Genomic DNA, 26,896 nt, shown 5'->3' on the forward strand with positions numbered 1-26,896 from the left:
GGCGTCGAAAACGTAGGAGTATACGGCCAAATACTGGATGGATGCACACTATCAAATGAGGGGCGCGCAACCTTGCATGAAGATTGCGTCATCTGCGCGCGTCATAGCGTCGCTATATACCCCGTCAATCGATGGGACTGGTAGAATCGCCGCCGGTTCAGATGAGGTTTTTCCATGCACGATCCCCACAGCGAACGCATGAGTGGCAGTGAGACCCGCGCAGCAAGCGGTCTGGCCCTGGTGTTCGCCTTCCGTATGCTTGGCATGTTCATGGTGTTGCCGGTGCTGGCGACCTATGGGATGGACCTGGCAGGCGCGACCCCGGCCCTCATCGGGTTGGCGATTGGCGCTTACGGCCTGACCCAGGCGATTTTTCAGATTCCCTTTGGCTTCATTTCCGACCGCATCGGTCGTCGCCCGGTGATTTACCTGGGGCTGATCGTCTTCGCCCTGGGCAGCGTGCTGGCGGCCAATGCCGATTCGATCTGGGGCGTCATCGCCGGACGCATCCTGCAGGGCGCCGGGGCGATTTCTGCGGCGGTCATGGCATTGCTGTCGGACCTGACCCGGGAACAGCATCGGACCAAAGCCATGGCCATGATCGGCATGACGATCGGTCTGTCGTTCGCGATTGCCATGGTGGTAGGGCCATTGCTGACCCGTGCCTTCGGCCTCTCGGGGCTATTCTTCGCCACCGGCGGCATGGCGCTGCTCGGTATCGTCATCGTGATGTTCATGGTGCCGCGCGCCACCGGGCCATTGCAGCACCGCGAGTCCGGTGTCGCGCGTCAGGCACTGATCCCGACGCTCAAGCACCCGGACCTGCTGCGCCTGGACCTGGGCATTTTTGTGTTGCACGCGATGTTGATGTCGAGCTTCGTTGCATTGCCCCTGGCGCTGGTCGAAAAAGCCGGTTTGCCCAAGGAGCAGCACTGGTGGGTGTACCTCGCTGCGCTGCTGATTTCCTTCTTCGCCATGATCCCGTTCATTATCTACGGCGAGAAGAAACGCAAAATGAAACGAGTTTTATTGGGCGCGGTGCTGACGCTGATGCTCACTGAGCTATTCTTCTGGCAGTTCGGCGACAGCTTGCGGGCTCTGGTAATCGGCACGGTGGTGTTTTTCACCGCGTTCAATCTGCTGGAAGCGTCCTTGCCGTCGCTGATCAGCAAGGTTTCACCGGCAGGCGGCAAAGGCACGGCGATGGGGGTTTATTCCACCAGTCAGTTCCTCGGTTCGGCACTGGGCGGGATCCTCGGCGGCTGGCTGTTTCAGCACGGCGGTTTGTCGGTTGTGTTCCTGGGATGTGCCGGGCTGGCTGCACTTTGGCTGGCCTTTGCTGTTACCATGCGTGAACCACCTTACGTCACGAGCCTGCGCTTGCCGTTGTCGCCCGAGGCGATCCGCGAAGCGGGTCTGGTTGAGCGCCTGAAGGCCGTCGTAGGGGTAACAGATGCGGTGATCGTTGCTGATGAAGCGGCGATTTACATCAAATTGGACACAGAACTATTGGATCGCACGACCCTTGAGCGCCTGGTGAACAACCCGGCCGAGGCAGCGTGCGTAGCCTAGGAGAACGTTATGGCCCGTGGGGTTAACAAAGTCATATTGGTCGGCACTTGCGGCCAGGATCCCGAAGTTCGCTACTTGCCTAACGGTAACGCCGTGACCAACCTGAGTCTGGCGACCAGCGAACAGTGGACCGACAAGCAAACCGGTCAGAAGGTCGAGAAGACCGAATGGCACCGTGTTTCGATGTTCGGCAAAGTGGCCGAAATCGCCGGCGAATACCTGCGTAAAGGTTCGCAGGTCTATATCGAAGGCAAGCTGCAGACCCGCGAGTGGGAAAAAGACGGTATCAAGCGTTACACCACTGAAATCGTGGTCGACATGCAAGGCACCATGCAACTGCTGGGCGGCCGTCCACAACAGGGCGACCAACAAGGCGGGAATAACTACCAGCAATCCGCTCCAGCCCCACGCCAGCAGGCTCCGCGTCCGCAGCAGTCGGCACCGCAACAGTCGCGCCCGGCTCCACCGCAGGCTGCTCCGCAACCGGCTCCGGATTTCGACAGCTTTGATGACGATATTCCGTTCTAGGACTTACCTGAGACTTTTTTGTAAAGTTTAGGTCTGGAACCCCCGATCAGTCCTCTCGACTGGTCGGGGGTTTTCTTTTGCGCACCATATTGTAGGAGCCGGCTTGCTGGCGATGAACGATAACTCGGTTTGCCTGGTTAACCGCGGCGCCTGGATCGCCAGCAAGCCGGCTCCTACAGGGCGGTCATGTTGGCCCGCGCCATGTGCAGTTTTTTGTAGCTCTCGATCAAGCGCAAATGCCTGTCGAGCCCTTCCAGTTTCATGCTGGTCGGCGTCAAGCCATGGAAGCGCACGCTGCCGTCTACCGATCCAATCGCTGCATCCATCCGCTCGTTGCCAAACATCCGGCGGAAGTTGGCCTCGTAGTCTTCCAGTTCCAGGTCTTCGTCCAGCTTCATCTCCAGCACCACATTGACCGCCTGATAGAACAAGCCGCGCTCAACCGTGTTGTCGTTGTACTGCAGGAACATTTCTACCGCTTCTTTCGCCTCTTCAAACCGCTGCAAGGCGAGATAAATCAGCAGCTTCAACTCCAGAATCGTCAGCTGACCCCAGGCGGTATTGTCGTCAAATTCGATGCCGATCAAGGTGGTGATGTCGGTGTAGTCGTCCAGCTCACTTTCCACCAGACGCTCAACCAGCGCTTGCAGCTCTTCTTCGTCCAGGCGATGCAGGTTCAGGATGTCGGCGCGGAAGAACAGCGCTTTGTTGGTGTTGTCCCAGATCAGATCGTCTACTGGATAAATTTCCGAATAGTCTGGCACCAGGATGCGGCAGGCCGTTGCACCGATATGCTCGTAGACCGCCATGTACACTTCTTTGCCCATGCCTTCGAGAATGCCGAACAAGGTCGCGGCTTCCTCGGCATTGGAGTTTTCACCCTGGCCGGAGAAGTCCCATTCCACGAATTCGTAATCCGATTTTGAGCTGAAGAAGCGCCACGACACCACGCCGCTGGAGTCGATAAAGTGCTCGACGAAGTTATTCGGCTCGGTCACCGCATGACCTTCAAATGTCGGCTGGGGCAGGTCGTTGAGGCCTTCGAAGCTGCGGCCCTGCAGCAATTCGGTCAGGCTGCGTTCCAGCGCCACTTCCAGGCTCGGGTGCGCGCCGAACGAGGCGAACACACCGCCGGTACGCGGGTTCATCAACGTGACGCACATCACCGGGAATTCACCTCCCAGGGACGCATCCTTCACCAGCACGGGGAACCCTTGCTCTTCCAGTGCCTGAATCCCGGCCAGTATTCCGGGGTACTTCGCCAGCACGTGAGCCGGCACATCCGGCAGGGCAAATTCACCTTCGATGATTTCGCGTTTTACCGCGCGCTCGAAGATCTCCGACAGGCACTGCACCTGGGCTTCGGCCAGCGTGTTACCGGCACTCATGCCGTTGCTCAGGAACAGGTTTTCAATCAGGTTGGACGGGAAATACACCACCTCGCCGTCGGACTGGCGCACGTAAGGCAGTGAGCAGATGCCGCGCTCTTCATTGCCCGAGTTGGTGTCGATCAGGTGGGAGCCACGCAGCTCGCCGTCGCGGTTGTAAATCTTCAGGCAGTACTCGTCGAGGATTTCGGCCGGCAGTGCATCTTTACGGCCAGGCTTGAACCAGCGTTCGTCCGGGTAGTGCACAAACGCTGCGTCGGCGATGTCTTCGCCCCAGAACTGGTCGTTGTAGAAGAAGTTGCAGTTGAGTCGCTCGATAAACTCGCCCAACGCCGACGCCAACGCGCCTTCCTTGGTCGCACCCTTGCCGTTGGTAAAGCACATCGGCGAGTGCGCATCGCGGATATGCAGCGACCACACATTGGGCACGATATTACGCCACGAGGCGATTTCAATCTTCATGCCCAGGTCCGCCAGAATGGCCGACATGTTGGCGATGGTTTGCTCCAGCGGCAGATCCTTGCCGGCAATATAGGTGCTCGCCTCTGAGCTGGAAGCAGGCATCAGCAACGCCTGGGCATCGGCGTCGAGGTTGTCCACTTCTTCGATCACAAACTCAGGCCCGGCTTGCACCACTTTCTTCACGGTGCATCGGTCGATGGAGCGCAGGATGCCCTGGCGGTCCTTGTCGGAGATGTCCGCCGGCAACTCGACCTGGATCTTGAAAATCTGGTTGTAGCGGTTTTCCGGGTCAACAATATTGTTCTGCGACAGGCGGATGTTATCCGTGGGGATATTGCGCGTGTTGCAGTACAACTTCACAAAATACGCCGCACACAGCGCCGACGAAGCCAGGAAGTAGTCGAACGGACCCGGTGCCGAGCCATCGCCCTTGTAGCGGATAGGTTGATCGGCCACCACCGTGAAGTCATCGAACTTGGCTTCAAGTCGCAGGTTGTCGAGAAAGTTGACCTTGATTTCCATGGGGGATTACCAGAATAACGGCTAAACGAATGGCCGCCATTATCCGGCATTTGCGCAGTAAGTCTTGTGGGTGTCTGACGATATGTCGACACCAGGCTTTTTTAGTGGGCAATGAAGGGCTCAGTCGAGTATCAGATGCGGCAAGAACCGGCTCGAATCCTTGGTAATCAAGCTGTTGTCCTCACGCACGCCGATGCCGGCCGCCTGATCCCCGATCACCCAGGAGCCGATCAGCGTGTAGCTGTCGCCAAATTTCGGCAGCGGGGCAAACTCCTGAAGGATAAACGGCGCATCAGTGTAGGGGCCGTCCTCTTTTACGATCAGGCCATCGGCAGTTTGCAGCTCAATGTTCGCGCCTTCCCGTGAGAAGAATGGCTTGCGCACCCAACCTTTGGGCACCGCTTTACTCGGATCGGAGTCCAGGTGCGCCGCGAGCAGGTTCGGGTGACCTTGGTTGAACTCCCACAGCAGCGGCAGGATGCCCTTGTTGGAGATGATGGATTTCCAGGGCGGTTCGAAAAACTGCGTATCGCTCTGGGCAATCGCTGCGCCGAAGGGTTCGTGGAAGATGAACTCCCAGGCATGCAGTTTGAACAGGTGAGGGATCCAGCGATCTTCGAGGTCAACGAAACGTCCGTCACTGGTGAGGCCAATGTCTTCGATGTCGATGTGCCGCGATTCGATGCCGACCTTTTCCGCGACCAGGCGCAGGTAATCGGTGGTGCCCTTGTCTTCGACCGAGTCTTTCATCGAGGCGAAATAGAAGGGCTGTTTGAGCTGCAGTTGGGCAAAAGCCTGATGCAGCTTGGTGTCGATGCTGTTGAACTGGTCGGCGTGCCTGGGCAGCAAGCCACGCTCGATGCATTGTTCCAGCCAGCCCCACTGAAACGCCGCGGCCTCATACAGGCTGGTCGGCGTGTCGTAGTTGAGTTCCAGCAGCTTGGCTGGCCCGCTGCCGTTGTAGGAGAAGTCCATGCGCCCATACAGGTGCGGGTGGCCTTCGAGCCATGAAGTGCGAACCATGTCGAAGAACGGCGCGGGGATGCTCAGGCGCTCCAACAACTCTTCGCTTTGCACCACTCGCGCCACCAGGTCCATGCACATCTCATGAACTTCGGTGGTCGGGTCTTCGAGGTCGTTCTCGATCTGCTTGAGCGTGAACTGGTAGTACGCGCTCTCGTCCCAATAGGGTTCGTCGTCGATGGTATGGAACAGAAAACCGAGGCTTTCGGCGGTCTGTTTCCAGTCATGACGCTCTGCGCAGAGGATTTTCTTCATGGCCTTGTTCCCTTAGCTACTCGAACCGCCAAAACTCTTGCCTGATCCACCCCAGCCACTGCGTGCGCTGGCCTGGCTGCCGAACCCGCCGCGGGAGGTGGACGATGCAACGGACACCGGCTTGCTGCGGGTGATGGTGTCGGTGTAACTGCCACTGCTGCCGTAGCGCGCCTGATTGGACCTGTTGAAGGTTGAACCTGACGATACCCGCTGACTGAGTGTCGAGGACGAGTAGTCACCGCGATCATCGCGATAGCGGTAGACCGGTTCGGAGTAGTAGCTGTTGCGGTTGCTGCTGAGCATGTTGCCGATCAGCAGCCCGGTCAGCAGGCTACTGCCGGAGAAACCCGACCCTGCGGCATTCGCTTCCGATGCGGGCAATTTAGCCTTGGCCGCGTCCACTTCGGACTGCGTCACCTCGCCATCGGCACTCAGTTCGAAACCGCCGAGCTTGGGGATGAATTTGCCGGCGGAATCCTGCTGGCACCAGTCGGCGACAAAGTCGGCGTCGCAATCAGCCTGGTTGTCGTACACCGGCGCAATGCTTCGATGCTGGGCCATGGCCTTCATATAGGCGTCAGAACAGATGTCGACCGGGAGTTTTTCATCGGCGCACTGCTGGACGGACTGGAAGTTGTACTTTTTGTGTATCTCGTAGGTTTTTTCCGTCGGCCCGCAGCCTGATATCGCCATGGCGACCGATGCCGCCAGCGAGAGCTGAACGTACTTGCTTCGTTTCATCGCAATCTCCGTGGCGCAATCAGTTCTGGGAAGGGGTCATGCACGCGGCGTTCAACATGCCGACGCTGATGGCCACTGCCGCGACATAGATACCCGCAGCGATTTCGCCTTTCTTGATGCGTTCAGAGGCGCCTTTGAGCACCAGGCTGGTCACCAGGAACGCCAGCAGTTGTACGAAAGCGGCGATCACCGCCCAGACGACGAAGTCCAGAATGCTGATCGAGTAGGCGATCACATTGCTGGCCGGAATGGCGAATCCGATGATGGCGCCGCCCAGGGCGATGGCGGCCGCAACGTTGCCCGCACGGATCAACTCGAATTCCCGGTGCGGTGTGATGCGGGTGTAGATGAACTGGAACAGCGCGAACAACGCGGCGGCGCCGAGGATGTACAAAACAAACCCGAGCACGGCGGCTTTGTTCAGGGAGATAGAGAGCGCTTCAAGCATGGACTTCTTCCTTTTTAAAAAGTGTTCAGGTCGGTGGTGTACAGCGATATACCCAGCGAAGTGCTCAAGCTGATGGTGCCTTCGGCGTCTTCTTCGACGGAAAACAGCAGGAATTCCCGGCGATCGGTCAGGCCGGTTTCGCGGGCGTACAACATCGAACAGTGCTGGATGCTGTATGTTTCGTCCGGATTCTTCAGGTGTTCGCTCAACGGCACCAGTTCGGTCTGGCCGTTCTCGGTGCCCCATTCGCGGGTGTATTCGACACCGTTGAGGGTGTAGGTCGGCAGCCCGATCAGGCTTTGAGGGCCGGCCAGCCGCCGCAGCTCCGCTTCACTGTTGATGGTGACGTAGCTGAGGTAGTTGAACAGGATCACCGACTCGACCTGCCCGGCGATGTCGCCGGTGGTGTGCACTTGCAGCCAGTAGTCTTCGTCGTTCATGTAATAGCGCGACAACCAGGTCGACTGCCCGAGCTCAATGGTGCCGGCGCTCCAGATCTGCTGGGAGCCGGGAATGGTTACCGCGGTTTTTTCGTCGAGTAACAGTTTCAGGGTCGTGTCGAACATCACGCCCTTGCCCATTGCCAGGCCCAGCGGGCCGGTGACTGGCAGGTTATCGTTGGCTGTCCATTTCGAATCGGTATTCGTGCCCGCGTTCGGGGCCTCAAGCCCCAGCAACTGTTTAAACCATCCCATTGGAGATTTCCTTGAGGCGAGTAGAGGCGATGTAGAAGAGTTCGCCGCCCTTGACGCGAGTGGCGCCGGGCGGGTTGATTGAAGGCTGTCGGGCGCCTTTGGCGCGGTAGCCGATAAGGGTCGCGTTATGGCGTTCTTTCATCTGTGCGTATAGATCGCCGAACGTTGTTTCAAAGGTTTCGGGCAGTCTCATCAGGTATTGGGTGGCGCCTTGGCCCACGCACAGCAATTCATTGATGACCACTGACGAGCCCGGATCCTGAGAGGCGCGCACCAACATCTCGATGGCCATGCTTGAGGTGCATTCCAGGCTGGGCGCGTAGGCGCTGGCGAGCGCGGCGATTTCACTTTCATTGAAGTGGGCGACCACATGCCCGACCGGGCTCAGTTGATTGACCGCCAGCACGGTGGCCAGGGTCAGATCATCTGAATGGGTACGCACCAGTACGCGTTCGGCGCCAGGCACGCCGGCACGCAGCAAAAGCGCGGCGGATGACAGGCTTTCACCTTTGATAAAGGCGGCCTTGCCCGGCATGGGGTTTTCTTCGAGGTCGCAATCGCAAATGACGATCAGGTTGTCATTGGACGTTTCGTCCTGCAGCAGCAACTCAATAACCCGCTCGCTGGACGCGCCTTCCCAGCCGATGAGAACGGTATGGCCGACCTTGCCGGTGAAATCGCCTTTGCCCTTCATGCCTTTTCTCCATACATCGATGACACTGCTGGTGGTTTTGCCGATGGCCGCCGTCAGCAGCGCAATGCCCCCGAGCATGACCCAGGTAGCCACGAAAATCCGTCCCGCGGCTGTCTGTGGCGCAAGATCGCCGTAGCCGACGGTGAGCGTGGTGGTGAGATAGAAGTAGGTGAACGTGGCGGGAGCGATGAGGTGTTGTTCGCCCAGAAACGCCAGGCCGAGCCAGGCCGTGCTCAGGTGTACGCCCAGCGCAATGGCCAGGCCGGCCCAGCCGAAGCGATGGAAGAAGGACGCCGCGTACGCGCGCAATAAAAGGAAAATCGACATTACATCCCTGACTCCTTGGGGGCTCATTCCTGGCGACGTAATCACTCGGGCATCTGAGTGCTCGAGTGTGGTTACCGGGCGGCATTAAACCTGCTGCGCGGCGTAGATAACAGTACCTTGGCTGCAATATACCCGGCGATTGCAGCAAAAATATGCCCTTCGAAGGAAATGCCCCGGCGCGGAAGGAAGCCAACAATCAGCCCACCATAGAGCAGGGCCACGACACTGGCCGTTATCAGGTTGCTCCAGCTCCTCTGAAACCAGGCGCGCGACAGGAGATACGCCCACAGCCCGAACACCCAGCCGCTGGCACCGATATGCACGCCGGCAAAACCGAACAGCCAGATCAGCGAACCGCCCAGCAAAATGATGATGGCGCTGACGGCCATGAACCGGTTGAGCCCTTCGGCGATGACCAGGGTGCCGAGGATCAAAAAGGCAATCAGGTTGGCACTCAGGTGCGCAAAGGATGTGTGCAAGAAAGGCGAGGTGATGATGCCGACCAGTCCGTGCAAGGTTCTCGGAACCAGGCCGAAGGCGTTAAGGCTGTAGCCGGTCGCCACATTGAGCAGTTGCAGCGCAACCATGAAGATGGCCAAGCCGGCGACTGTCTTGAAACCCTTCAGGGTATCCATCCTTGACCTCAATTCGGCAGTAAAGAAGGGCGATCAATTAATGCCTGCCAGTTAAGAGATAGAACAAGCACTGAGTAAAGTTGTGGCGAGGGAGCTTGCTCCCGCTGGGCCGCGAAGCGGCCCCTCTTATCCCCAAAAAGAAGGGACTGCTGCGCAGTCCAGCGGGAGCAAGCTCCCTCGCCACAGGGTCAGTGCACTTGACTGACTGGCATCAGGGCAATGAATGCCCTTTCTGCTGGGGTATTGCTTACTCGGCCGATTTTTTCTTCAGGCGTTCCAGGATCGCATTGGCGCTGCCTTCGTCCGGCGTGATGCCGGCTTCGCGCAGTTTGCGCTCCAGGTCGGTGCCGGTCGACGCATCGGCCAGTTCGTCCTGGGCTTGCAGTTCAGCGGCGCGTTGCTGCTGCTTGGCCTGCAGGCGGTTCAGTGTACCGACGGCGGTTTCCAGCTTGCCGTTGGCGCCGCCACTGGCGATCGAGGCGCTGACCTGGGCTTTCTGTACACTTTCACGAGCCTTGGCCATGTCCACTTGCTGGCGCAGGCTTTTGATGCGGTTTTCAGCCTTGGTGATGTCTTTGCGCATGTTGTCGGCGTAACCGCCGAATTCGGTGGCCTGCTTTTGCTCGACATCCAGTTCATTGGTCAGGGTCGAAATGGCTTCGGCCACTTCCAGTGCCAAGTCTTCGCGGTTGGCCTGGATCGCGGCCAGGGCTTTGGATTCCAGGTCCTTGATCTTGGCGTTGTACTCGCTGACGCGGTCAGCCGACAGTTTGTGCTTGGCCATGATGGTGACCAGCTCACGCTTGGCGTTGGCCAGCGCGCTGTCAGCATCGCGAATTTCCTGGTCGAGAATGCGCAGGGCCTGTTGGTCGACGATCGATTCGCCGACTTCGTTGGCACCGCCACGCAGCGCGGTGAACAATTTGCTCCAGATGGACTGAGTCATTGGATATATCCTGTTCCCGAATAATTAATTGAAGAAGCGTTCAAAGGCTTCGCTGGCGCGCTGGACGTTGTCGACGAGGGTTTTGATCTCAGTCACAACGTTGGTCAGGCTGGAGTCGGAGCTCAGCGCGCCGAACATGTTGTAAACGACCTGCCCGTTGGGCATGGACTCGATACCGATCGAGGACAGCGGGAACATTTCCCGGCTGCGCAAAACGGCATCATTGAATGCCGGGACGTTGTTGATCGATTCGACATCGACCAGGACCGTATCGACGATGATCTGATCGCCAACCACCGCGATGTAAATCGGCAAGCCACCGAAATCGTTCATTTCCAGCTTGATGCTGGATTCGGAGCCTTGAACGAGGGAGAGGGTGATTTCGTTCGCAACCACTTCGTCGAGGGCCTGGAGGGCGCTGTAGAGGCGATCGATGTTCCAGTTATTACCTGCGCTCATGTAATTCTCCGACATGAATGAGCCAGCCAGAATCGGTTGGCGTAGCTGTTTCTCCATCTGCTTGAGCAGGCTTCGATTTTCGGGAAGCACCCAAGTCTCGTGTTTCACATAGCCGGCGGCACCCAGGCCCGCGCGCATCTGCTTCATGTAGAAGCTCGATGGTTTTTTCGCGGAGGGTTTCGAGCGCTCTCCTTTGCGGCTCGCTGAATCGGTAACAGACCCGGTAGGCGGATCTGATGGAGAGCTGCTTTTCATGGTGCTGATCCCGTTGTGAAAAAACTCACGCGTGATAACACTACAGGCTATTTTTGCAGCCCTCAATAGCTCACGCGTGAGATTTTTTCGACGGTTGCGCAGGTGTATGAAAAAGAAGGGAAGCAGCATGATTCCGATCAGTTAAGCGCAATCCTGTGGAACGAGCTTCTCATCTAACCAGCCAGAAAGTCATCGGTGGACACCACGCTGGCATAGGCAAAACCCAAAGCCGACATGAACGCGGCATGCACATGGGCGGCCGGGACGGTGACGCCGTTGAACTCCAGATCAAGGGTGGCACAGGCGTCGTGGATCACCGTGACCGTATAGCCGAAGTCCGCTGCGGCACGGGTGACGCCGTCGATGCACATGTGGCTCATGCTGCCGACGACCACCAGGTGTTCGATACCTTGCTGGTCGAGGATGGCCTTGAGTTCGGTTTCGCGGAACGCGTTGACGAAGTGCTTGAGCACCACCGGTTCATCGGCGCGGTTGAGGACTTTGGGGTGCAGCTTCGCGCCGTCGGAGCCCGGGGTGAAGAACGGCGCGGCGTCGGAGGTGAATTCGTGGCGGATGTGCACCACCGCGTCACCGGCCTCGCGAAAGGCCTGGATCAGCCGTGCAGCGTTGTCTGCGGCGGCATCGGCGCCCGCCAAAGGCCACTTGCCCTGGGGGAAGTAGTCGTTCTGGATATCGACTACGATGAGTGCTTGCTTGGCCATGAGTGTTTCCTCGAAGTGCTTGTTGGGTGTGATTCAAGTATCAGGTTCTGCAGGCCGTCCGAGGATTGGCCGCACCGACAATAGAAGGGGGAAAACTGACAATGGGCGTAGAAAGGGCAGTCGTCGAATTGGGCGTGCTGATCTATCCCGGCGCGCAGATGGCGGCGGTGCATGGGCTGACGGATCTGTTCGGGGTGGCCAACCGGATTGCCGCCGAGCATCAGACGGCGCAGTTGCCGTTGTTGCGGGTCAGTCATTGGCGGGTCGAGGGCGATCAGGTGCCAGAGCGGGTCTATGACAGTCAACCCGGCCCGGCCGAAGCGTTGGTCGCGGTGTTGATCCCGCCGTCGATTGGCGGCTTTTCCGAGGGCCAGGCACCGCAGGGGCTGATCCGCTGGATTCGTCAGCAACACGCCAGTGGTGCGACGTTGGGCGGGGTTTGCGTGGGGTCGATCCTGTTGGCTGAAAGCGGCCTGCTCGACGGCCGTAGCGCCACCACTCATTGGACCTCTGCCAAAGCCTTCGCCGAGCGTTACCCGGCGATCAAGCTCAAGGCCGACACGCCCATCGTCGACGACGGCGATCTGATCACCACCGCCGGGCTGATGGCCTGGTCAGAGCTGGGATTGCGCCTGGTGAACCGTTTACTGGGGCCGAGCATCGCCACCAGCACGGCACGCTTTCTGGTGGTGGAGCACAGCGACAGCGGGAGCGAATGCGGCAGTAATTTTTCACCGATTCTCAGCCATGGCGATGCCTCGATTCTCAAGGTCCAGCATTGGCTGCAAAGCACCGGGGCGGTCGATGTCTCGCTGGCGGCAATGGCCGAACGGGCGGAGCTGGAAGAGCGCACCTTCCTGCGGCGATTCCGTGCGGCGACCGGGTTGAAACCCACCGAGTACTGCCAGCACCTGCGCGTCGGCAAGGCGCGCGAGATGCTCGAATTCACCAACGGCACCATTGATCACATTGCCTGGACCGTGGGTTATCAGGACCCGAGTGCGTTTCGTGCGACGTTCAAAAAGATTACCGGGCTGGCGCCGAGTGATTACCGGACGCGGTTTGGCGTGACGCCGCCAGCTGTTGTGGCCCGGTAGCCAGAGCACGCCAGATCAAGAAAATGTGGGAGGTTTGAGTCGTGCAAAATGCCGGAGTCCTGAAGGGCGTCGTGCATAATCAAACAGGCGTAATGCCATTACTGTCTGGGCAACCGGCTGATTTAACAGTCGTTCTTCATCAGCCGCCATTGGCCTGATCCCTGCACCCCTCCAGCTACATTTATCCAACGCAGATTGAAGGGGGACGCATGACCCCAACAAATCGCAAGAAACTGGTACTCGCCCATTCGGTACGGCCCGATGCCCCGTTGCACGAAGTTGAAACCAATCGGGCGCTGGCTCGTTGGCTGGCGCAGATCGTCGGGCTCGAATACGGCGGCAGTTACGACCCGCAACTGCACAGCGGTCGTGACCGCTATCTGTTGCCGACCCAGACGCTGGTGGGCGCCGCTACCGCCCGGAAGCTGGGCGTCAAAGGGCCGGAGGATTTGTGGGGCGGTTACGTCGACCACGATTTCATCTGCACCAAAGCCATCAGTCATGGGCTGTTGAACCGCTATGCGTTCGCGCCCGAAGGCTGGGCAACGTTGTTTTGCGAACGGGTGCGCAGCGTCGTGCTCGATGGCCTCAGCGTGTTCTCCCTGGACGATGCGCGCCCGGCGGCGGAGCACCTGCTCTACAGCGGCCCGATCCGCATCAAGCCTATTCACGCCTGCGCCGGACGCGGTCAGGAAGTGATCAAGAGCCTCGACCAGTTCGACGCCATCCTCGCTCGCCCCGAGGCCAAGACACTGTTCACCGAAGGCGTGGTGTTGGAACAGGACTTGACCGAGGTGATCACCCACAGCGTCGGCCAAAGCTTCATCGGCGACAAAGTGCTGAGTTATTGCGGTGATCAATACTTGACCGAAGACGCTCAGGGCGAGCAGGTTTATGGAGGGTCCAATCTGTTGGTGGTGCAGGGTTATTACGAGGACCTGCTGGCGCTGGAACTGCCGGATGACGTGAGGCTGGCGATCCAGCAGGCACAGGTATTCGACAGTGCGGCGGATGAAGCCTACCCCGGTTTCTATGCTTCGCGGCGCAACTACGACATCGCCCAGGGGCTGGACTGCAACGGCCGACAACGCAGCGGCGTGCTCGAACAATCCTGGCGTTTGGGCGGTGCCAGCAGCGCCGAAGTCGCAGCGTTGCAGAGCTTCGTCCACGACCCCGGCCTGCGTGCGATTCGCGTGTCCTCGGTCGAAACCTATAGCGATCAATCGCTGCCGGCGAACGCTATCGAGGTGTACCGCGGGCCGGCGGAACACAGTGATTTTCTTCTCAAGTACGTGACGGTCAAATCCTATGACGGCTAGAAGCGAAACCATTCAGATCGACATCGACGATGAACAGATGAGCGGGACCTTTCTCAGCCCCAAATCGAAAGTCCCGGGGGTGCTTTTCGTCCACGGCTGGGGCGGTAGCCAGGAGCGCGACCTGGAGCGGGCCAAAGGCATTGCCGGGTTGGGTTGTGTGTGCCTGACGTTCGACTTGCGTGGCCATACCGGCGGGACCGGCATTCCGTTGTCCAGGGTCACCCGCGAAGACAACCTGCGCGACCTGCTGGCAGCCTACGACCGCTTGCTCGCCCACCCGGCGCTCGACACCTCTGCGATCGCGGTGGTCGGCACCAGTTATGGCGGTTATCTGGCGGCGATCCTGACGACGTTGCGTCCGGTGCGCTGGTTGGCGCTGCGGGTACCGGCATTGTATCGCGACGACTTGTGGCACACGCCCAAGCGTGAGTTGGACAAAGCCGACTTGCGCGACTATCGCGGCACGCTGGTGCGCGCCGACAGCAATCGCGCGTTGCACGCCTGCTCGCAATTCACCGGGGATGTGTTGCTGGTGGAGTCCGAGACCGATGCCTATGTACCCCACGCGACGATCATGAGTTACCGCGCCGCGTGTCAGCAGACTCACTCGCTGACTCACCGGATCATCGATGGTGCGGATCACGCCTTGAGCGACCCGGTTTCGCAACAGGCGTACACCTCGATTCTGGTGGATTGGATCACCGAGATGGTGGTGGGTGAGCGGTTGAGCATCATTCAATCGAGTTGAGAGAGGCGGTGGTCTTGCGGTCGTTCGCAGGCAAACCACATCTCACCGAGGTTTCTTCGAGATCCGCAACGACTTGGCCTTGGCTTCCACCACCAGGTACATCACCACGGTTATCAGCAGCGGCAGAATGAAATAGATCGCCCGATAAGCGATCAACCCCGCCACCAGGCTGCCCCGCGATACTTCGTGCTGCAGCAGCGCCACGAACACCGCCTCCAACACACCGAGCCCGGCCGGGATATGGGTGATGACCCCGGCAATGGCGCTGATCAGCAACACGCCAAGCACCGGCGGATAGTCCAGTTTGCTCGGCAGCAACGTGAAGATCACCGCCGCCATCAGCGCCCAGTTCAGTGCGCCGAGGGCCAGTTGCAGGATTGCCATGCGCAGCGACGGCAGAATGATATCTACGCCGCGAACCGACCATTTCCGGCGCCTGGAATACCGGCAGGCCGCCAGATATCCCATGCTCAACAACAGCAACAAAATCCCCACGTCCTGCAGTGCATTGCTGCTCACTTTCCAGCCCGGCGGCATTCGCATCAGGCCGCTGCTGAACACCGCGCCGGCAATCACCATGTAGCCGAACCAGTTGGTCGCCAGGCTCAGCCCGAGGATTTTTGCGATGTTGCCTTTGCTCACGCCGAGCCGCGAATACAGCCGATAACGCATGGCGACGCCGCCGACCCAGGCGCTCAGGTTGAGGTTGAAGGCATAGCTGATGATCCCCACCGGGAGGATCTGCCGCCAAGTCAGGTTCTGCCGGATGTAGGTGCGCCCGATCAGGTCGAAACAGGCATAGACCAGAAAGCTTGCCAGGGTCACACCTGACGCAATGATCAACGTGCGTACTTTGAAATCAGCCAGGGTATCGAACACTTCGTTCCATTCGATGCGCTGGGCGAGCATCGTGAACAATACGATCAGCGCCAGGAAAAACAGCATCGTCAGCGGCCTTTTCCAGCGGTGCCAGTGGTGTTTGCCCGGCGTGTCGGAGTGCGACGCAGGCTGCGCTTGGGAATGGCTCATGCCTTGGCGCTCCCGGGTGGGTGGATGAAGGGCTTCAGGCGTGGTTTATGCGCCGGCAACCAGCCGGCCCATGCGGGGAAATGCCGCAGGAAGTGAAACACCAGAAAGCCGATGGTCATGTCCCAGATTCGCCCGCGAGGGGCTGTGTCCACCGAGATGACCTTGCAATGGTTGCTGCTCAACTCGTCGAGACGCTCGTACAGATCGCGGTTGAAGATACGGTCGCGGATCAGCACGTTGGCTTCCAGGTTCAGGGACAGGCTCAGCGGATCGAGGTTGCTTGAGCCGACAGTGCTCCAGTCCTCGTCGACCAGGGCGACTTTGCCGTGCAGTGGGCGGTCGCAATATTCGTAGATCACCACCCCGGCCCGCAGCAGGTAATCGTAGGTCATGCGCGCGGCGAGCCTGGCCACCCGCAGGTCCGGTTGTCCCTGAAGAATCAGGCGCACCTCGACCCCCCGGCGTGCCGCATTGCGAATCTCGCGCAGCAGCCGATAGCCCGGAAAGAAGTAGGCATTGGCGATCACCACGCGACGCCGGGCACTGCGCAGCACCTGCAAATACACCTCTTCGATATCGTTTGGGTGTTCTGCGTTGTCGCGATACACCAGCCGCACCTGACCGTCATGATCGCTGACCGCCAGTTCAGCGTGCCGCTGCCGGCGGCGCTGCCACCAGTATTTGGCCCGAGCCGGTCGACCGCTTTTTAGCAGGGCGAAATGATGAATATCGGCCACTGCCGGGCCTTGCACTTCAACCGAATAATCCTGCTTGGCCTCGGGGCCGAAGTCGGCCAGATGGTCGGCGGAAAAATTGATCCCGCCGAGGAACGCAATCGTGCCGTCGACCACCACAATCTTGCGGTGCAGACGGCGGAACCAGTTGGTGCGGATGCCCAGGTGACGCGGGGCAGGGTCGAATATTTGCAGGTGCACGCCTGCGTTGCTCAGGGCGGCGAGGAACGCCGTACTCAGTTCGCCACAACCAAAGCCGTCGAGACTGACCGTGATACGCACACCGCGTTGCGCCGCTTCAATCAGGATCTGTTGAAGCTCATTGCCGACCTTGTCTTCGAACAGAATGAAGGTTTCCAGGAGGATTTCCCTCTGGGCCTGGCGCAGCACTTCAAACACCCGTGGAAAGTACGCCTCACCGTTTTCCAGCAACTCGACCCGGTTGTTACCGTGCCAGCCGTATTCAACTTCAGTCACCGCAGGCTCGCGCACGGGGGGAGGAGGGGAGACGTGTTCGACCGTGGTTTTTTCCATCGATGGGCTGCTCATAACTCGATCTCCACCGACAGGGGCGCATGGTCGGAAAGGTGTGACCAGGGGCGTGCCGCCAGCACTTGCGGATGGCTGGCCTTGAGATGGCGCACGTAGATGCGGTCCAGGCGTAACGCCGGCAAACGCGCGGGGAAACTGCGCGCCGGTTTGCCATGCTGCTCGGCAAAGACCTCACGCAAACCGCAAGGCTTGAGCAACGCATCGGCGCGTTGGCGCCAGTCGTTGAAGTCGCCGGCGACCACCACCGGGGCATCTTGCGGTAACTCTTCCAGGCGTCGGATCAGCAGCTTGAGCTGTGCCGTCCGGTGGCTTTCGCGCAGACCCAGATGGACGCAAATGGCATGCACTTCCCGGCCATCGCCGGGCATCCGCAACACGCAATGCAGGACTCCACGGTTTTCATGGCCGCTGATGGACACGTCGAGGTTGTCGTGGCGAATGATCTGGAATTTCGACAACAGTGCATTGCCGTGATCGCCCGCCGGGTAGACCGCGTTGCGCCCGTAGGCGAATTGCGGCCACAGGCTATCGGCAAGGAATTCGTACTGGGGCATCGCCGGCCAATTGTTGTAGCGCTGGGGATGCTGTTCGTGGGTGCCGTGGACCTCCTGCAAAAACACCACATCGGCGGACACACTGCGCACCGCTTCGCGCAACTCGGGCAGGATGAAGCGCCGATTGAGTGCGGTGAACCCCTTGTGGGTGTTGACCGTCAGCACGGTGAAGCGGCTCACGGCATTGATGATGGGTTGCTGTTCATCCGTTCCGCCGACCGGTTCGGGAATGCTCATGGCAGCGCTCCTTCGGCAACCGGCTCGCCGGGGGCCGTGACCAGGTCTTTGTCGAGATGCAAACGCTCAAGCAGGTGGCGGGCATCGAAGGGCGCGCGGACTTTGATGTCGTTATCGAAATAGCAGAACACTTCCCGGGATCTGCGAGTCTTGGGTTTTTGCCGGGGCGCGATCAATTGCGGATCTGCCGGTTGCTGGCCGTGATGCCAGGCCTCGATCCGCTCGCTCCAGCGTTGCAGCGCTTGAGGGGTGTAACCGCTGGCGTAGAGTTCTTCGGCGCCGTGCAGGCGCAGGTAGACGAAATCGCTGGTGAGGTCTTCGCGGTACGGCCATTTGCCGGCGGTGTCGGCAATCACCAACGCGGTGTTGTAGCGTTTGAGCAGCCGGACGAAGGCCGGATCGACGAAGCTTTCGTGGCGAATTTCCACGGCATGACGCACTGGTTTTTTGCCGTAGGCCTTCATGCTGGCGTGACCGTTCAGACGTGGTTCGTGCTGGCGGGCAAGGGCGGCGGCCTGTTCGGTGTCGTGGGGCAGTTGTTCAAGAAAGTGTTCGAACAGCTCCGGGTCGAATTTGAAGCTGGGCGGGAACTGCCAAAGGATCGGGCCGAGTTTTTCCTTGAGTTCCAGCACCCCGGAGGCGAAGAAATTCGCCAGGGGTTTATGGATCTCCCGCAAGCGCTTGATGTGGGTGATGAAACGCGGCGCCTTGACGCTGAACACGAAGCCCGCCGGGGTTTCGGCGTACCACTGGGCGTAACGTTCGGGCCGTTGCAGGGCGTAGAATGATCCATTGATTTCGATGCTGTTGACCGCCCGTGACGCGAATTGCAATTCGCGTTTGTGGGTCAGCCCCTTCGGGTAGAAGGCTCCCCGCCAGGGCGTGTAGCGCCAGCCTGAAATGCCGATATGAATCGCCGCCATGTCGCCTCCCATCCTCGGACAGCCCTGTCTTTTGATGACTGCCGGGTGTGCGAGAAAGTTTCGACGGGGCTACGGACGGTAAAAGCAAAAGATCGCAGCCTTCGGCAGCTTCCCACAGGCGTGCAGGAGTTGCCGAAGGCTACGATCTTTTGATCTATCAGTGCCCGACAACGATCCGGGCCGAACCTTCAGCCGGCTCGGCATACACCGGACCCAATCGATCGAGACGACCACTCCAGGCGGTCAGTGCCAATGCCACCAACACCACCAGGCCACCGATCCACGCGGTATGGATCAGGCCCATATGCGCCACGATCAAGCCACCACCCCACGCACCACCGGCAATGCCGAGGTTGAATGCCGCGATGTTCAGGCCCGACGCCACGTCCACCGCATGCGGGGTGTGATGTTCGGCCTGACGCACCACATACACCTGCAGCCCCGGCACGTTGCCGAACGCCACCGCACCCCAGACCAGCACAGTGGCCAGGGCCAGCCATGGATTGGCGGCGGTGAAGGTCAGTGCGAACAGTACGGCGGCTAGCAGGGCGAAGATGATTTTCAGGGCGCCGATCGGGCCGCGTTTATCCGCCAGCTTGCCGCCCCAGATGTTGCCGACGGCCACCGAGATGCCGTACACCAGCAGCACCAGGCTGACGGTGCTGGCGCTGAAGCCCGCAATGTCCTGAAGAATCGGTGCCAGAAAGGTGAAGGCGATGAACGAGCCGCCGTAGCCGACCGCCGTCATGGCATACACCAACAACAGGCGCGGTTGCTTGAGCACTTGCAACTGCTGCAACAGCGAAGCCGGTTTGCTGTGGGCGATGTTCTTCGGTACGTAGAGCAGGCTGCCGATGAAGGCGATCACACCCAGTGCAGACACCGCGAGGAAGGTTTCACGCCAGCCGAAATGCTGACCGATAAACGTCCCCAGCGGCACGCCAGTGACCAGCGCCACAGTCAGGCCGGTAAACATGATGGCAATCGCGCTGGCGGCTTTTTCCTTAGGCACCAGGCTGGTGGCGATGATCGAGCCAATTGAGAAAAACACCCCGTGGGCCAGGCCGGTGACGATCCGCGCAATGATCAGCGACTCGTAGCTCGGCGCTTTCCAGGCCAACAAGTTGCCGAGGGTGAACAGCACCATCAGCGACAACAGCAGCAATTTACGCGGGACTTTGCCGGTGAGGGCGGTCAGCACCGGCGCGCCGACGGCCACCCCGAGTGCATACAAACTGACCAGCAAACCGGCAGACGGCAGGCTGACGCCCAGGTCGGCGCCGATGGTGGGTAACAGGCCAACGATGACGAACTCCGTCGTCCCGATGGCGAAAGCGCTAAGGGTCAGCGCCAGCAAGGCAATGGGCATGGCTGCAACTCCGATGGATTGATTGATGGAGCGCAGTGTCGGGGTTTGGGGCGTGCGGAAAAATACAGGGATGGGCATTTGATATTTGCGTGCAGGTCAAATATCTCGCGGCTGGTATTAAACCTTGTGGCGAGGGAGCTTGCTCCCGCTCGGCTGCGGAGCAGTCGCAAAGCCATACAGCGCGGTGCATCCGGGAGAAATTGGTTTACAGGTTTTGGGGGCGCTTCGCACCCCAGCGGGAGCAAGCTCCCTCGCCACAGGAGATTGAATCCTACAGGGGGGAGTGGCGGATCAGTGTGTTGCGTACTTCTGTAGTCGATTGCTGATCCAGCTCCAGCCAGAATTGCTGCTTGCCGGCGATCTCGGCGGCGGTCGGCAAGCCGTCGCGATAAACCAGCCGATTGCTCGCCAGCGCCGGCACTTTCGCGCCCGGCAGCAGGGTGCCGGCGAGGTTCAGCGGATCGACCCCGCACACCGCGATCAAACTACCGTCATGGGGGCGCCGCCTGACTTCGCGCAACAACGGGATCGCCTCGGGCAGGGCAAACTGTTCGCCGGCCAGGCCACTGACAAACCGCCCGCCACGAATCTCGCCCCGGGCCTCCAGCCGATGGAACGTGCGCAGCAATTCCCGCCAACTCGGCAACCAGTCCGCCTCGCGCTCCAGCAAGCGCCAGAACACCACACCGTACCGGCGCAGCAAGGTCATGGCGATGTGTTCCAGGGTTTCTGTGGGTGTGGACGTCGGGCGTTGTTTATCCACAACCGGTTTATCCACAACCGGCGCGACCGCACTGCGGCGCAGCAAGGCCCAGCGCCCGGCGTCTTCCATCCCGCCGACAAACGCTCCACGCCCGCGTCGGCTGCTGCGATTCTGGCGTTTGCTGGCCGGGGTGATCAGCGCCCGCAACCCGGCGAAACTGTCGGCGTTGACCAGTCCGGCACCGACCAGTTCCTGCAAGGCGATTTCCAGTTCCGAGCGCAGCAGATGGGCCTCGTGCATCAGCTCATCAAAAAACAGCGCGCCGTGCTGGCTGAGTGCTGCATGGACCTTTTGTGTTTTGGGCGACAACTCGTTGACCGGCGTCTGCTCGGTCAAGCTGCTCCACAACCCGACCTGATTACGCGGCAGCAGCAGAATCGGCGTGCTGCGCAATGCCGTGCCGGTGCTCTTGTTGCGCGCGGTCAGGCGGGTCCAGACCAGTTTGCCGCTGCGGCATAACTCATCCAGCCAGCTCGCCGAATAGTCTTTGAGCCGCGCCGGCAGAATGTCGCTGTCCCATGCCGAAGCGGCGGCGGGGTAGCCTTCGAACTGGCTGATGATCGCCGGCAACACTGCGCTGCCCTGGCCTCGGCTCATGCTGGAAAGATGCTGCCAGTCGAACAGAAAGCGCATGAAATCCTGCAACGCCACTGGCTCGATTTCCCGGCGCAGCCGTTTGACCGTGTAGCGATGAATCCGCGCCAGCAGATGCCGTTCGCACCATTCCTCTTCGCGGGCGCCGGGGCTGAATTGCCCGCGCAGCACGTAACCTTCGCGTTCCAGTTGGGCCAGGGCCTGAGTGACTTGAAGCGCCGGTAAACCGAGCGGTTCGGCAATCGCTTTCAGCGGCAATGGACCAAACGCACTGAGTCGCGCGCGGACCACTTCCAGCACCGCTTCGTCCGTCTCCCAGGTTTCATCGAAACCGGGCAACGCCTCCAACGACGGAAACAACATGGCCTGTGGATAAATCGCCCGTAGGCAGGTCAGTCGCTCCAGTGGCAGCCACAGCGATTGCTTGGCGTTGATCTGCAAACGGCTGGCGCGGCCACTGTCGGCCAGGGTGTTCAGCCATTCGAGCCAATTGGGGTTGGCCCGGGCCTCGGCGTCGGTGATGCACGCCAGGCTCATCAAGGCCTCATGCATTTCATCGAGGCCGGTTGGCGTTGGCCAGGCTTCGTCGCGCACCGCGGCAATCGCCTCGGCGTCCAGTGCACCGAGGTCGTCGGTGGACTGCGGATCGCTCCAGCGACGGTTGAGTACCGCCTGAGTACGGCGTTCTTCCAGCGGCGCGTCGTCGAGGAAGGTGTAGGGGCGGGCACTGAGGATTTCCGCCGCCATTGGCGAAGGCGCCGGCAGGTCGCGGCTGATCAGGCGTATATCGCCCTGTTCCATGCGCCGCAACAACGCCAGCCAGCCTTCGCTGTCCATGGCCTCGTGCAGGCAATCGTCGAGGGTTTGTTCCACCAGCGGATGGTCGGGAATCTCGCGCTCGCCGGCGAGGTTTTCCACGCAGGCGATCTGATCGGGAAACACGCTGGCGATCAGGTCTTCGCTTTTCATCCGCTGGATCTGCGGCGGCACTTTGCGGCCGCCGCTGTAGCGTGGCAGCGCGAGGGCGACCCCGGCATTCCAGCGCCAGCGTACGCCGAACAGCGGGGCTTCGAGCACCGCTTGAGTCAGGATATGTTCGGCGCTGTTGCTGTGCAGGTAGCGCCAGACGTCGTCCAGCTCGAAGCTGTGGCTGGTGGACAGCGACAACACGATGGCGTCCTCGCTGGCGGCGGCCTGCAATTCGAAGTTGAAGGTGCGGCAGAAACGCTTGCGCAGGGCCAGGCCCCAGGCGCGGTTGATGCGGCTGCCGAACGGTGAGTGGATGATCAGTTGCGTACCGCCTGACTCGTCGAAAAAGCGCTCCATCACCAGTGTGTCCTGGGACGGCAAGGCGCCGAGGGTCAGGCGGGCCCGGGCCAGGTAGTCGACCAGTTGCTCGGCGCTGGCGAGGTTCAGGCCGAGGGTGTCGGTCAGCCAGTCGAGGGCCGGTTGCAGATCGCCGGGTGTGGTGGCGAGCAGTTCATCGAGTTGCGCTTGCAGGCGGGCCACGGCGAACGACAGTTCATTGCTGCGACCGGGTGCTTCACCGAGCCAGAACGGAATGGTCGGCGGCTGGCCCTGAGCATCTTCGACCCGGACCTTGCCGGTTTCGACCCGCAGGATTCGATACGACGTATTGCCCAGCTGAAAGATATCCCCGGCGATGCTTTCCACCGCGAAGTCTTCGTTGACGCTGCCGATGTTCAGCCCCTGAGGCTCCAGCAACACGCTGTAGTCGGCGTTGTCGGGAATCGTCCCGCCGCTGGTCACGGCGGTCAGCTTGGCGCCCCGACGACCGCGCAAGGTGCGGCTTACGGCGTCCCGGTGCAGGTACGCGCTACGTATGCCCTGGCGACCGTTGTAGCCCTCGGCGAGCATGTGCAGCAGCGCCTGATAATGCTTTTCGTCGAGCTTGGCGTAAGGCGAGGCTTTACGCAGCGTCTCCAGCAATGCCTGCTCGTGCCATTCCTGGCAACTGACCTCGGCGATGATCTGCTGGGCCAGCACGTCCAGCGGCGCTTCGGGGATCAACAAGGTGTCGAGTTCGCCACGGCGCACGCAATCGAGCAAAGCGGCGCATTCGATCAGGTCGTCGCGGGTGGTGGCGAACAATCGGCCCTTGGGCGTGCCGCCGACCTGGTGCCCGGAGCGGCCGACCCGTTGCAGAAAACCGGCAATCGAGCGTGGCGAAGCGATCTGGCACACCAGGTCGACGTCGCCGATATCAATCCCCAGTTCCAGCGAGGCGGTGGCGATCAGCACTTGCAGCTCGCCGCGCTTGAGCCGTTGCTCGGCGTCCAGACGAAACTCCTTGGCCAGGCTGCCATGGTGGGCGGCCACCGCGTCTTTGCCGAGGCGTTCGCTCAAGTGTCGGCTCAGGCGTTCGGCCAGGCGCCGGGTGTTGACGAAAATCAGCGTGGTCCGGTGTTCGCGGGCGAGGGCGGCGAGGCGGTCATAGACCAGCTCCCACACGTCGTTGGCCATCACCGCTGACAACGGCACGGGCGGCACTTCGATATCGAGATCCCGTGGGCGGGCATGGCCGATGTCGATGATTTCGCAGTCGCGATCACCGCCAACCAAAAAACGCGATACCGCCTCGATGGGTTTTTGCGTGGCGGACAGGCCGATCCGCACCAACGGTTGCGGGCAAAGCGCTTGCAGGCGCTCCAGGCTCAGGGCCAGGTGACTGCCGCGTTTGCTGGCGGCGATGGCGTGGATTTCGTCGACGATCACCGTTTGCGTGGTGCCGAGCATTTTCCGGCCGGAGTCGGAGCCGAGCAGCACGTATAGGGATTCCGGAGTGGTCACCAGAATGTGCGGCGCGGTTTTGCGCATGGCCGAGCGGTCTTTTTGCGGCGTATCGCCGGTGCGCACGGCAGTGCTGATCGGCACGTCGGGCAGGCCCATCAGGCGTAACTGCTCGGTGATGCCGGCCAGCGGGTTTTGCAGGTTGATCCGGATGTCGTTGGACAGGGCCTTGAGCGGCGAAACGTAGACCACCAGGGTTTCGTCCGGCAGGCCATCCGGGTTTTCCAGGCCGCGATGGACCAGATCGTCGAGCACGGCCAGAAACGCGGTGAGGGTTTTGCCGGAGCCGGTGGGCGCGGCAATCAGCGTTGAACGGCGCTGGCGGATCAACGGCCACGCCCGGGCCTGGGCGGCGGTAGCCGTCGCGAAGGTGTTGCTGAACCAGGCGCTGACGGCGGGGTGGAAACCGTTCAGCGCGCTGTCTGCGGGGATGGGCAGGTTCATGAGCCAATTTATGCGGGTGGGGACGGGAAGTTGCAAGTACCGCTCAGGCTCTGTGTTGCTCCTGAGGCCAGTAGCGGCACCACAAATCCCCGGGAACTACACTTTACGGGTGACGGTTGCGCACTAAACCCGCAAAATGCAACGATTCCGGCAATTATTGAGGACATCGCCTGCGGGCGCTGTCGATAAAGCCATCGTTCCAATCAGACTGGGCCTGCTGACTCTATGCGAATGCGCCTTATGTTACTGGGCGGCGGAAATGCCCTTGGGCAGGCGCTGATTCGCCTCGGTGCGGAGGAAGACATCGGTTTCCTCGCCCCCCGCCCACCACAAGACGGCTGGGACGCCGCGAGCCTGACGCAACTGCTCGACGATACCCGTCCAGATGCGTTGATCAATCTCGCCTACTATTTCGACTGGTTCCAGGCGGAGACCGTCAGCGAACAGCGTCTGGCCGGGCAGGAGCGCGCCATCGAGCGTCTGGCCGAATTGTGCCAGCATCACAACATCGTGCTGGTGCAACCGTCGAGTTATCGCGTGTTCGATGGCTCCCGGGCGACCGCCTACAGCGAAAAAGACGAACCGGTACCGTTGGGCCTGCGCGGTCAAGCTTTGTGGCGCATTGAGCAAAGCGTGCGCGCCACTTGTCCACAGCATGTGTTGCTGCGTTTCGGCTGGCTGCTCGATGACAGCCCCGAGGGCACCCTCGGGCGATTCCTCGCCCGAGCCGAGAAAGCTGAAGAACTGCTGTTGGCGGATGATCGTCGCGGTAATCCGACGCCGGTGGACGACGCTGCCCGAGTGATCATTTCGGTGCTCAAGCAACTCGATTGTGCTGCGCCGCTGTGGGGCACCTACCACTACGCCGGGCATGAGGCGACCACACCGCTGGCACTGGGGCAGGCGATTCTCACTGAAGCGCGCGCCCTGCATCCGCTGGCCATCGAAGCGCCGACCGCCCAGGCTCACGCCGCGCGGCCCGACGCTGCCGAAGAACCGCAACACGCAGTGCTGGCCTGCAAGAAAATTCTGCACACCTTCGGGATCAAGCCCCGCGCCTGGCGCGCGGCACTCCCGGGCTTACTGGATAGGTTTTATCGCCATGGCTGACGGCCCTGTTTTAATCACCGGCGGCGCCGGTTTCATCGGTTCGCACCTGACCGATGCCTTGCTTGCCAAAGGTCATTCGGTGCGAATTCTCGATGACCTGTCCACCGGCAAGCGCAGCAACCTGCCGATGGACAATCCCCTCGTCGAACTGATCGAAGGCGATGTCGCTGATGCCGCCCTGGTGGCGCAGGCGATGCTCGGTTGCAGCGCGGTGGCGCATCTGGCCGCGGTGGCTTCGGTGCAGGCTTCGGTGGATGACCCGGTGAAAACTCACCAGAGCAACTTCATCGGCTCGCTGAACGTCTGCGAGGCCATGCGTCAGGCCGGTGTCAAACGCGTGTTGTACGCGTCCAGCGCAGCAGTCTATGGCAACAATGGCGAGGGCGAGTCGATCGACGAAGACACGCCCAAGGCACCGTTGACGCCATATGCGGTGGACAAGTTGGCGAGCGAGCATTACTTCGATTTCTATCGCCGCCAGCATGGTCTGGAACCGGTGATTTTCCGCTTCTTCAACATCTTCGGCCCGCGTCAGGATCCGTCTTCGCCATACTCCGGTGTGATCAGCATTTTCAGCGAGCGCGCGCAGAAAGGCCTGCCGATCACCGTGTTCGGTGATGGCGAGCAGACTCGGGATTTTGTCTACGTCGAGGATCTGGTGGACGTGCTGGTGCAAGCCATCGAGAAACCGCAGGTCGAGGTCGGCGCAGTGAATGTCGGCTGGAATCAGGCGACGACTCTCAAGCAGATGCTTGAAGCCCTTGAAGCCGTGGTCGGCAAGCTGCCGCCCGTTAGCTTTGGCCCGGCGCGTTCCGGTGACATCCGCCATTCACGAGCGAATAACCGGCGTTTGCTGGAGCGGTTCACCTACCCGGAGCAGACGCCGATGAGCGTTGGCCTGGCGCGGTTGTTGGGGCGCTGAGGTTTTACACAGTTGTGA

23 protein-coding genes are annotated in these 26,896 nt (G+C 60.6%); 7 read left to right on the top strand and 16 right to left on the bottom strand.

What is annotated here, in order from left to right:
• The first annotated feature begins 174 nt into the window (after window positions 1–174).
• Together AC07VO_RS17745 and AC07VO_RS17750 are read left to right on the top strand one after the other, a co-directional pair.
• A complete protein-coding gene (locus tag AC07VO_RS17745) occupies window positions 175–1,572 on the top strand; it encodes an MFS transporter (RefSeq protein ID WP_019650831.1) in 1,398 nt (465 codons plus the stop codon).
• Between the two features lie 9 nt (window positions 1,573–1,581).
• Entirely contained in the window at window positions 1,582–2,100 is a 519-nt protein-coding gene (locus tag AC07VO_RS17750; RefSeq protein ID WP_064620707.1) for a single-stranded DNA-binding protein, read from the top strand.
• Between the two features lie 173 nt (window positions 2,101–2,273).
• Here the strand turns inward: AC07VO_RS17750 and AC07VO_RS17755 are convergent, their stop codons facing one another.
• The 10 genes from AC07VO_RS17755 to AC07VO_RS17800 form a co-directional block, all read right to left on the bottom strand.
• Window positions 2,274–4,472: an OsmC domain/YcaO domain-containing protein gene (locus AC07VO_RS17755; RefSeq protein ID WP_086945159.1), complete on the bottom strand. Its 2,199-nt coding sequence runs from the start codon at window positions 4,470–4,472 to the stop codon at window positions 2,274–2,276.
• Between the two features lie 120 nt (window positions 4,473–4,592).
• On the bottom strand, window positions 4,593–5,750 hold the full coding sequence (locus AC07VO_RS17760) for a glutathionylspermidine synthase family protein (RefSeq protein WP_086945160.1): 1,158 nt from the start codon (window positions 5,748–5,750) through the stop codon (window positions 4,593–4,595).
• Window positions 5,751–5,762: 12 nt separating this feature from the next.
• Window positions 5,763–6,491: a DUF1190 domain-containing protein gene (locus tag AC07VO_RS17765; RefSeq protein ID WP_018925662.1), complete on the bottom strand. Its 729-nt coding sequence runs from the start codon at window positions 6,489–6,491 to the stop codon at window positions 5,763–5,765.
• 19 nt (window positions 6,492–6,510) lie between these two features.
• On the bottom strand, window positions 6,511–6,939 hold the full coding sequence (locus tag AC07VO_RS17770; RefSeq protein WP_086945161.1) for a DUF350 domain-containing protein: 429 nt from the start codon (window positions 6,937–6,939) through the stop codon (window positions 6,511–6,513).
• Window positions 6,940–6,953: 14 nt separating this feature from the next.
• A complete protein-coding gene (locus tag AC07VO_RS17775; RefSeq protein ID WP_086945162.1) occupies window positions 6,954–7,634 on the bottom strand; it encodes a DUF2491 family protein in 681 nt (226 codons plus the stop codon).
• A complete protein-coding gene (locus AC07VO_RS17780; RefSeq protein ID WP_086945163.1) occupies window positions 7,621–8,655 on the bottom strand; it encodes an ion channel in 1,035 nt (344 codons plus the stop codon). The genes AC07VO_RS17775 and AC07VO_RS17780 overlap by 14 nt, the downstream gene beginning before the upstream one ends.
• Before the next feature lie 71 nt (window positions 8,656–8,726).
• Window positions 8,727–9,290 carry a rhomboid family intramembrane serine protease gene (locus tag AC07VO_RS17785; RefSeq protein WP_086945164.1) on the bottom strand — a complete coding sequence of 188 codons (564 nt, stop codon included), beginning with the start codon at window positions 9,288–9,290 and terminating at the stop codon, window positions 8,727–8,729.
• A 247-nt stretch (window positions 9,291–9,537) separates the two neighbouring features.
• Window positions 9,538–10,236: a PspA/IM30 family protein gene (locus AC07VO_RS17790; protein ID WP_007933675.1), complete on the bottom strand. Its 699-nt coding sequence runs from the start codon at window positions 10,234–10,236 to the stop codon at window positions 9,538–9,540.
• 24 nt (window positions 10,237–10,260) lie between these two features.
• The gene (locus AC07VO_RS17795; protein WP_064620689.1) at window positions 10,261–10,950 is read right to left on the bottom strand and encodes a YjfI family protein; all 690 of its coding nucleotides are present in this window, start codon (window positions 10,948–10,950) and stop codon (window positions 10,261–10,263) included.
• Window positions 10,951–11,123: 173 nt separating this feature from the next.
• Entirely contained in the window at window positions 11,124–11,672 is a 549-nt protein-coding gene (locus AC07VO_RS17800; protein WP_018925668.1) for a cysteine hydrolase family protein, read from the bottom strand.
• A 101-nt stretch (window positions 11,673–11,773) separates the two neighbouring features.
• Between AC07VO_RS17800 and AC07VO_RS17805 the strand changes: the two genes are divergently transcribed.
• From AC07VO_RS17805 to AC07VO_RS17815, 3 genes are all read left to right on the top strand, one after another.
• A complete protein-coding gene (locus AC07VO_RS17805; protein ID WP_086945166.1) occupies window positions 11,774–12,769 on the top strand; it encodes a GlxA family transcriptional regulator in 996 nt (331 codons plus the stop codon).
• A gap of 209 nt (window positions 12,770–12,978) precedes the next feature.
• A complete protein-coding gene (locus tag AC07VO_RS17810; protein ID WP_086945167.1) occupies window positions 12,979–14,088 on the top strand; it encodes a DUF3182 family protein in 1,110 nt (369 codons plus the stop codon).
• Window positions 14,078–14,836 carry an alpha/beta hydrolase family protein gene (locus AC07VO_RS17815; protein ID WP_018925671.1) on the top strand — a complete coding sequence of 253 codons (759 nt, stop codon included), beginning with the start codon at window positions 14,078–14,080 and terminating at the stop codon, window positions 14,834–14,836. Before AC07VO_RS17810 ends, AC07VO_RS17815 begins: the two co-directional genes overlap by 11 nt.
• 42 nt (window positions 14,837–14,878) lie before the next feature.
• Here AC07VO_RS17815 and AC07VO_RS17820 read toward each other — a convergent pair whose 3' ends face one another.
• The 6 genes from AC07VO_RS17820 to AC07VO_RS17845 form a co-directional block, all read right to left on the bottom strand.
• Window positions 14,879–15,865 carry a lysylphosphatidylglycerol synthase domain-containing protein gene (locus AC07VO_RS17820; protein ID WP_086945168.1) on the bottom strand — a complete coding sequence of 329 codons (987 nt, stop codon included), beginning with the start codon at window positions 15,863–15,865 and terminating at the stop codon, window positions 14,879–14,881.
• On the bottom strand, window positions 15,862–17,148 hold the full coding sequence (gene clsB, locus AC07VO_RS17825; RefSeq protein WP_086945169.1) for a cardiolipin synthase ClsB: 1,287 nt from the start codon (window positions 17,146–17,148) through the stop codon (window positions 15,862–15,864). The genes AC07VO_RS17820 and clsB overlap by 4 nt, the downstream gene beginning before the upstream one ends.
• The gene (locus tag AC07VO_RS17830) at window positions 17,145–17,942 is read right to left on the bottom strand and encodes an endonuclease/exonuclease/phosphatase family protein (RefSeq protein ID WP_018925674.1); all 798 of its coding nucleotides are present in this window, start codon (window positions 17,940–17,942) and stop codon (window positions 17,145–17,147) included. Before AC07VO_RS17830 ends, clsB begins: the two co-directional genes overlap by 4 nt.
• A complete protein-coding gene (locus tag AC07VO_RS17835) occupies window positions 17,939–18,865 on the bottom strand; it encodes a DUF72 domain-containing protein (protein WP_018925675.1) in 927 nt (308 codons plus the stop codon). The genes AC07VO_RS17830 and AC07VO_RS17835 overlap by 4 nt, the downstream gene beginning before the upstream one ends.
• A 157-nt stretch (window positions 18,866–19,022) precedes the next feature.
• Window positions 19,023–20,234 (bottom strand): MFS transporter, encoded by a 1,212-nt coding sequence (locus tag AC07VO_RS17840; protein WP_086945170.1) that lies wholly within the window; start codon window positions 20,232–20,234, stop codon window positions 19,023–19,025.
• Between the two features lie 271 nt (window positions 20,235–20,505).
• Complete coding sequence (locus tag AC07VO_RS17845) at window positions 20,506–24,846, bottom strand: DEAD/DEAH box helicase (RefSeq protein ID WP_086945171.1); 4,341 nt, start codon at window positions 24,844–24,846, stop codon at window positions 20,506–20,508.
• 225 nt (window positions 24,847–25,071) lie between these two features.
• On the opposite strand from AC07VO_RS17845, the gene AC07VO_RS17850 reads away from it, so the two are divergent.
• Both AC07VO_RS17850 and AC07VO_RS17855 read left to right on the top strand, forming a co-directional pair.
• Complete coding sequence (locus AC07VO_RS17850; protein WP_032833719.1) at window positions 25,072–25,956, top strand: sugar nucleotide-binding protein; 885 nt, start codon at window positions 25,072–25,074, stop codon at window positions 25,954–25,956.
• Complete coding sequence (locus tag AC07VO_RS17855) at window positions 25,949–26,878, top strand: NAD-dependent epimerase/dehydratase family protein (protein WP_086945172.1); 930 nt, start codon at window positions 25,949–25,951, stop codon at window positions 26,876–26,878. Before AC07VO_RS17850 ends, AC07VO_RS17855 begins: the two co-directional genes overlap by 8 nt.
• Window positions 26,879–26,896: the final 18 nt, after the last annotated feature.

The sequence above is a fragment of the Pseudomonas sp. GW821-FHT03E01 genome, assembly GCF_059420765.1.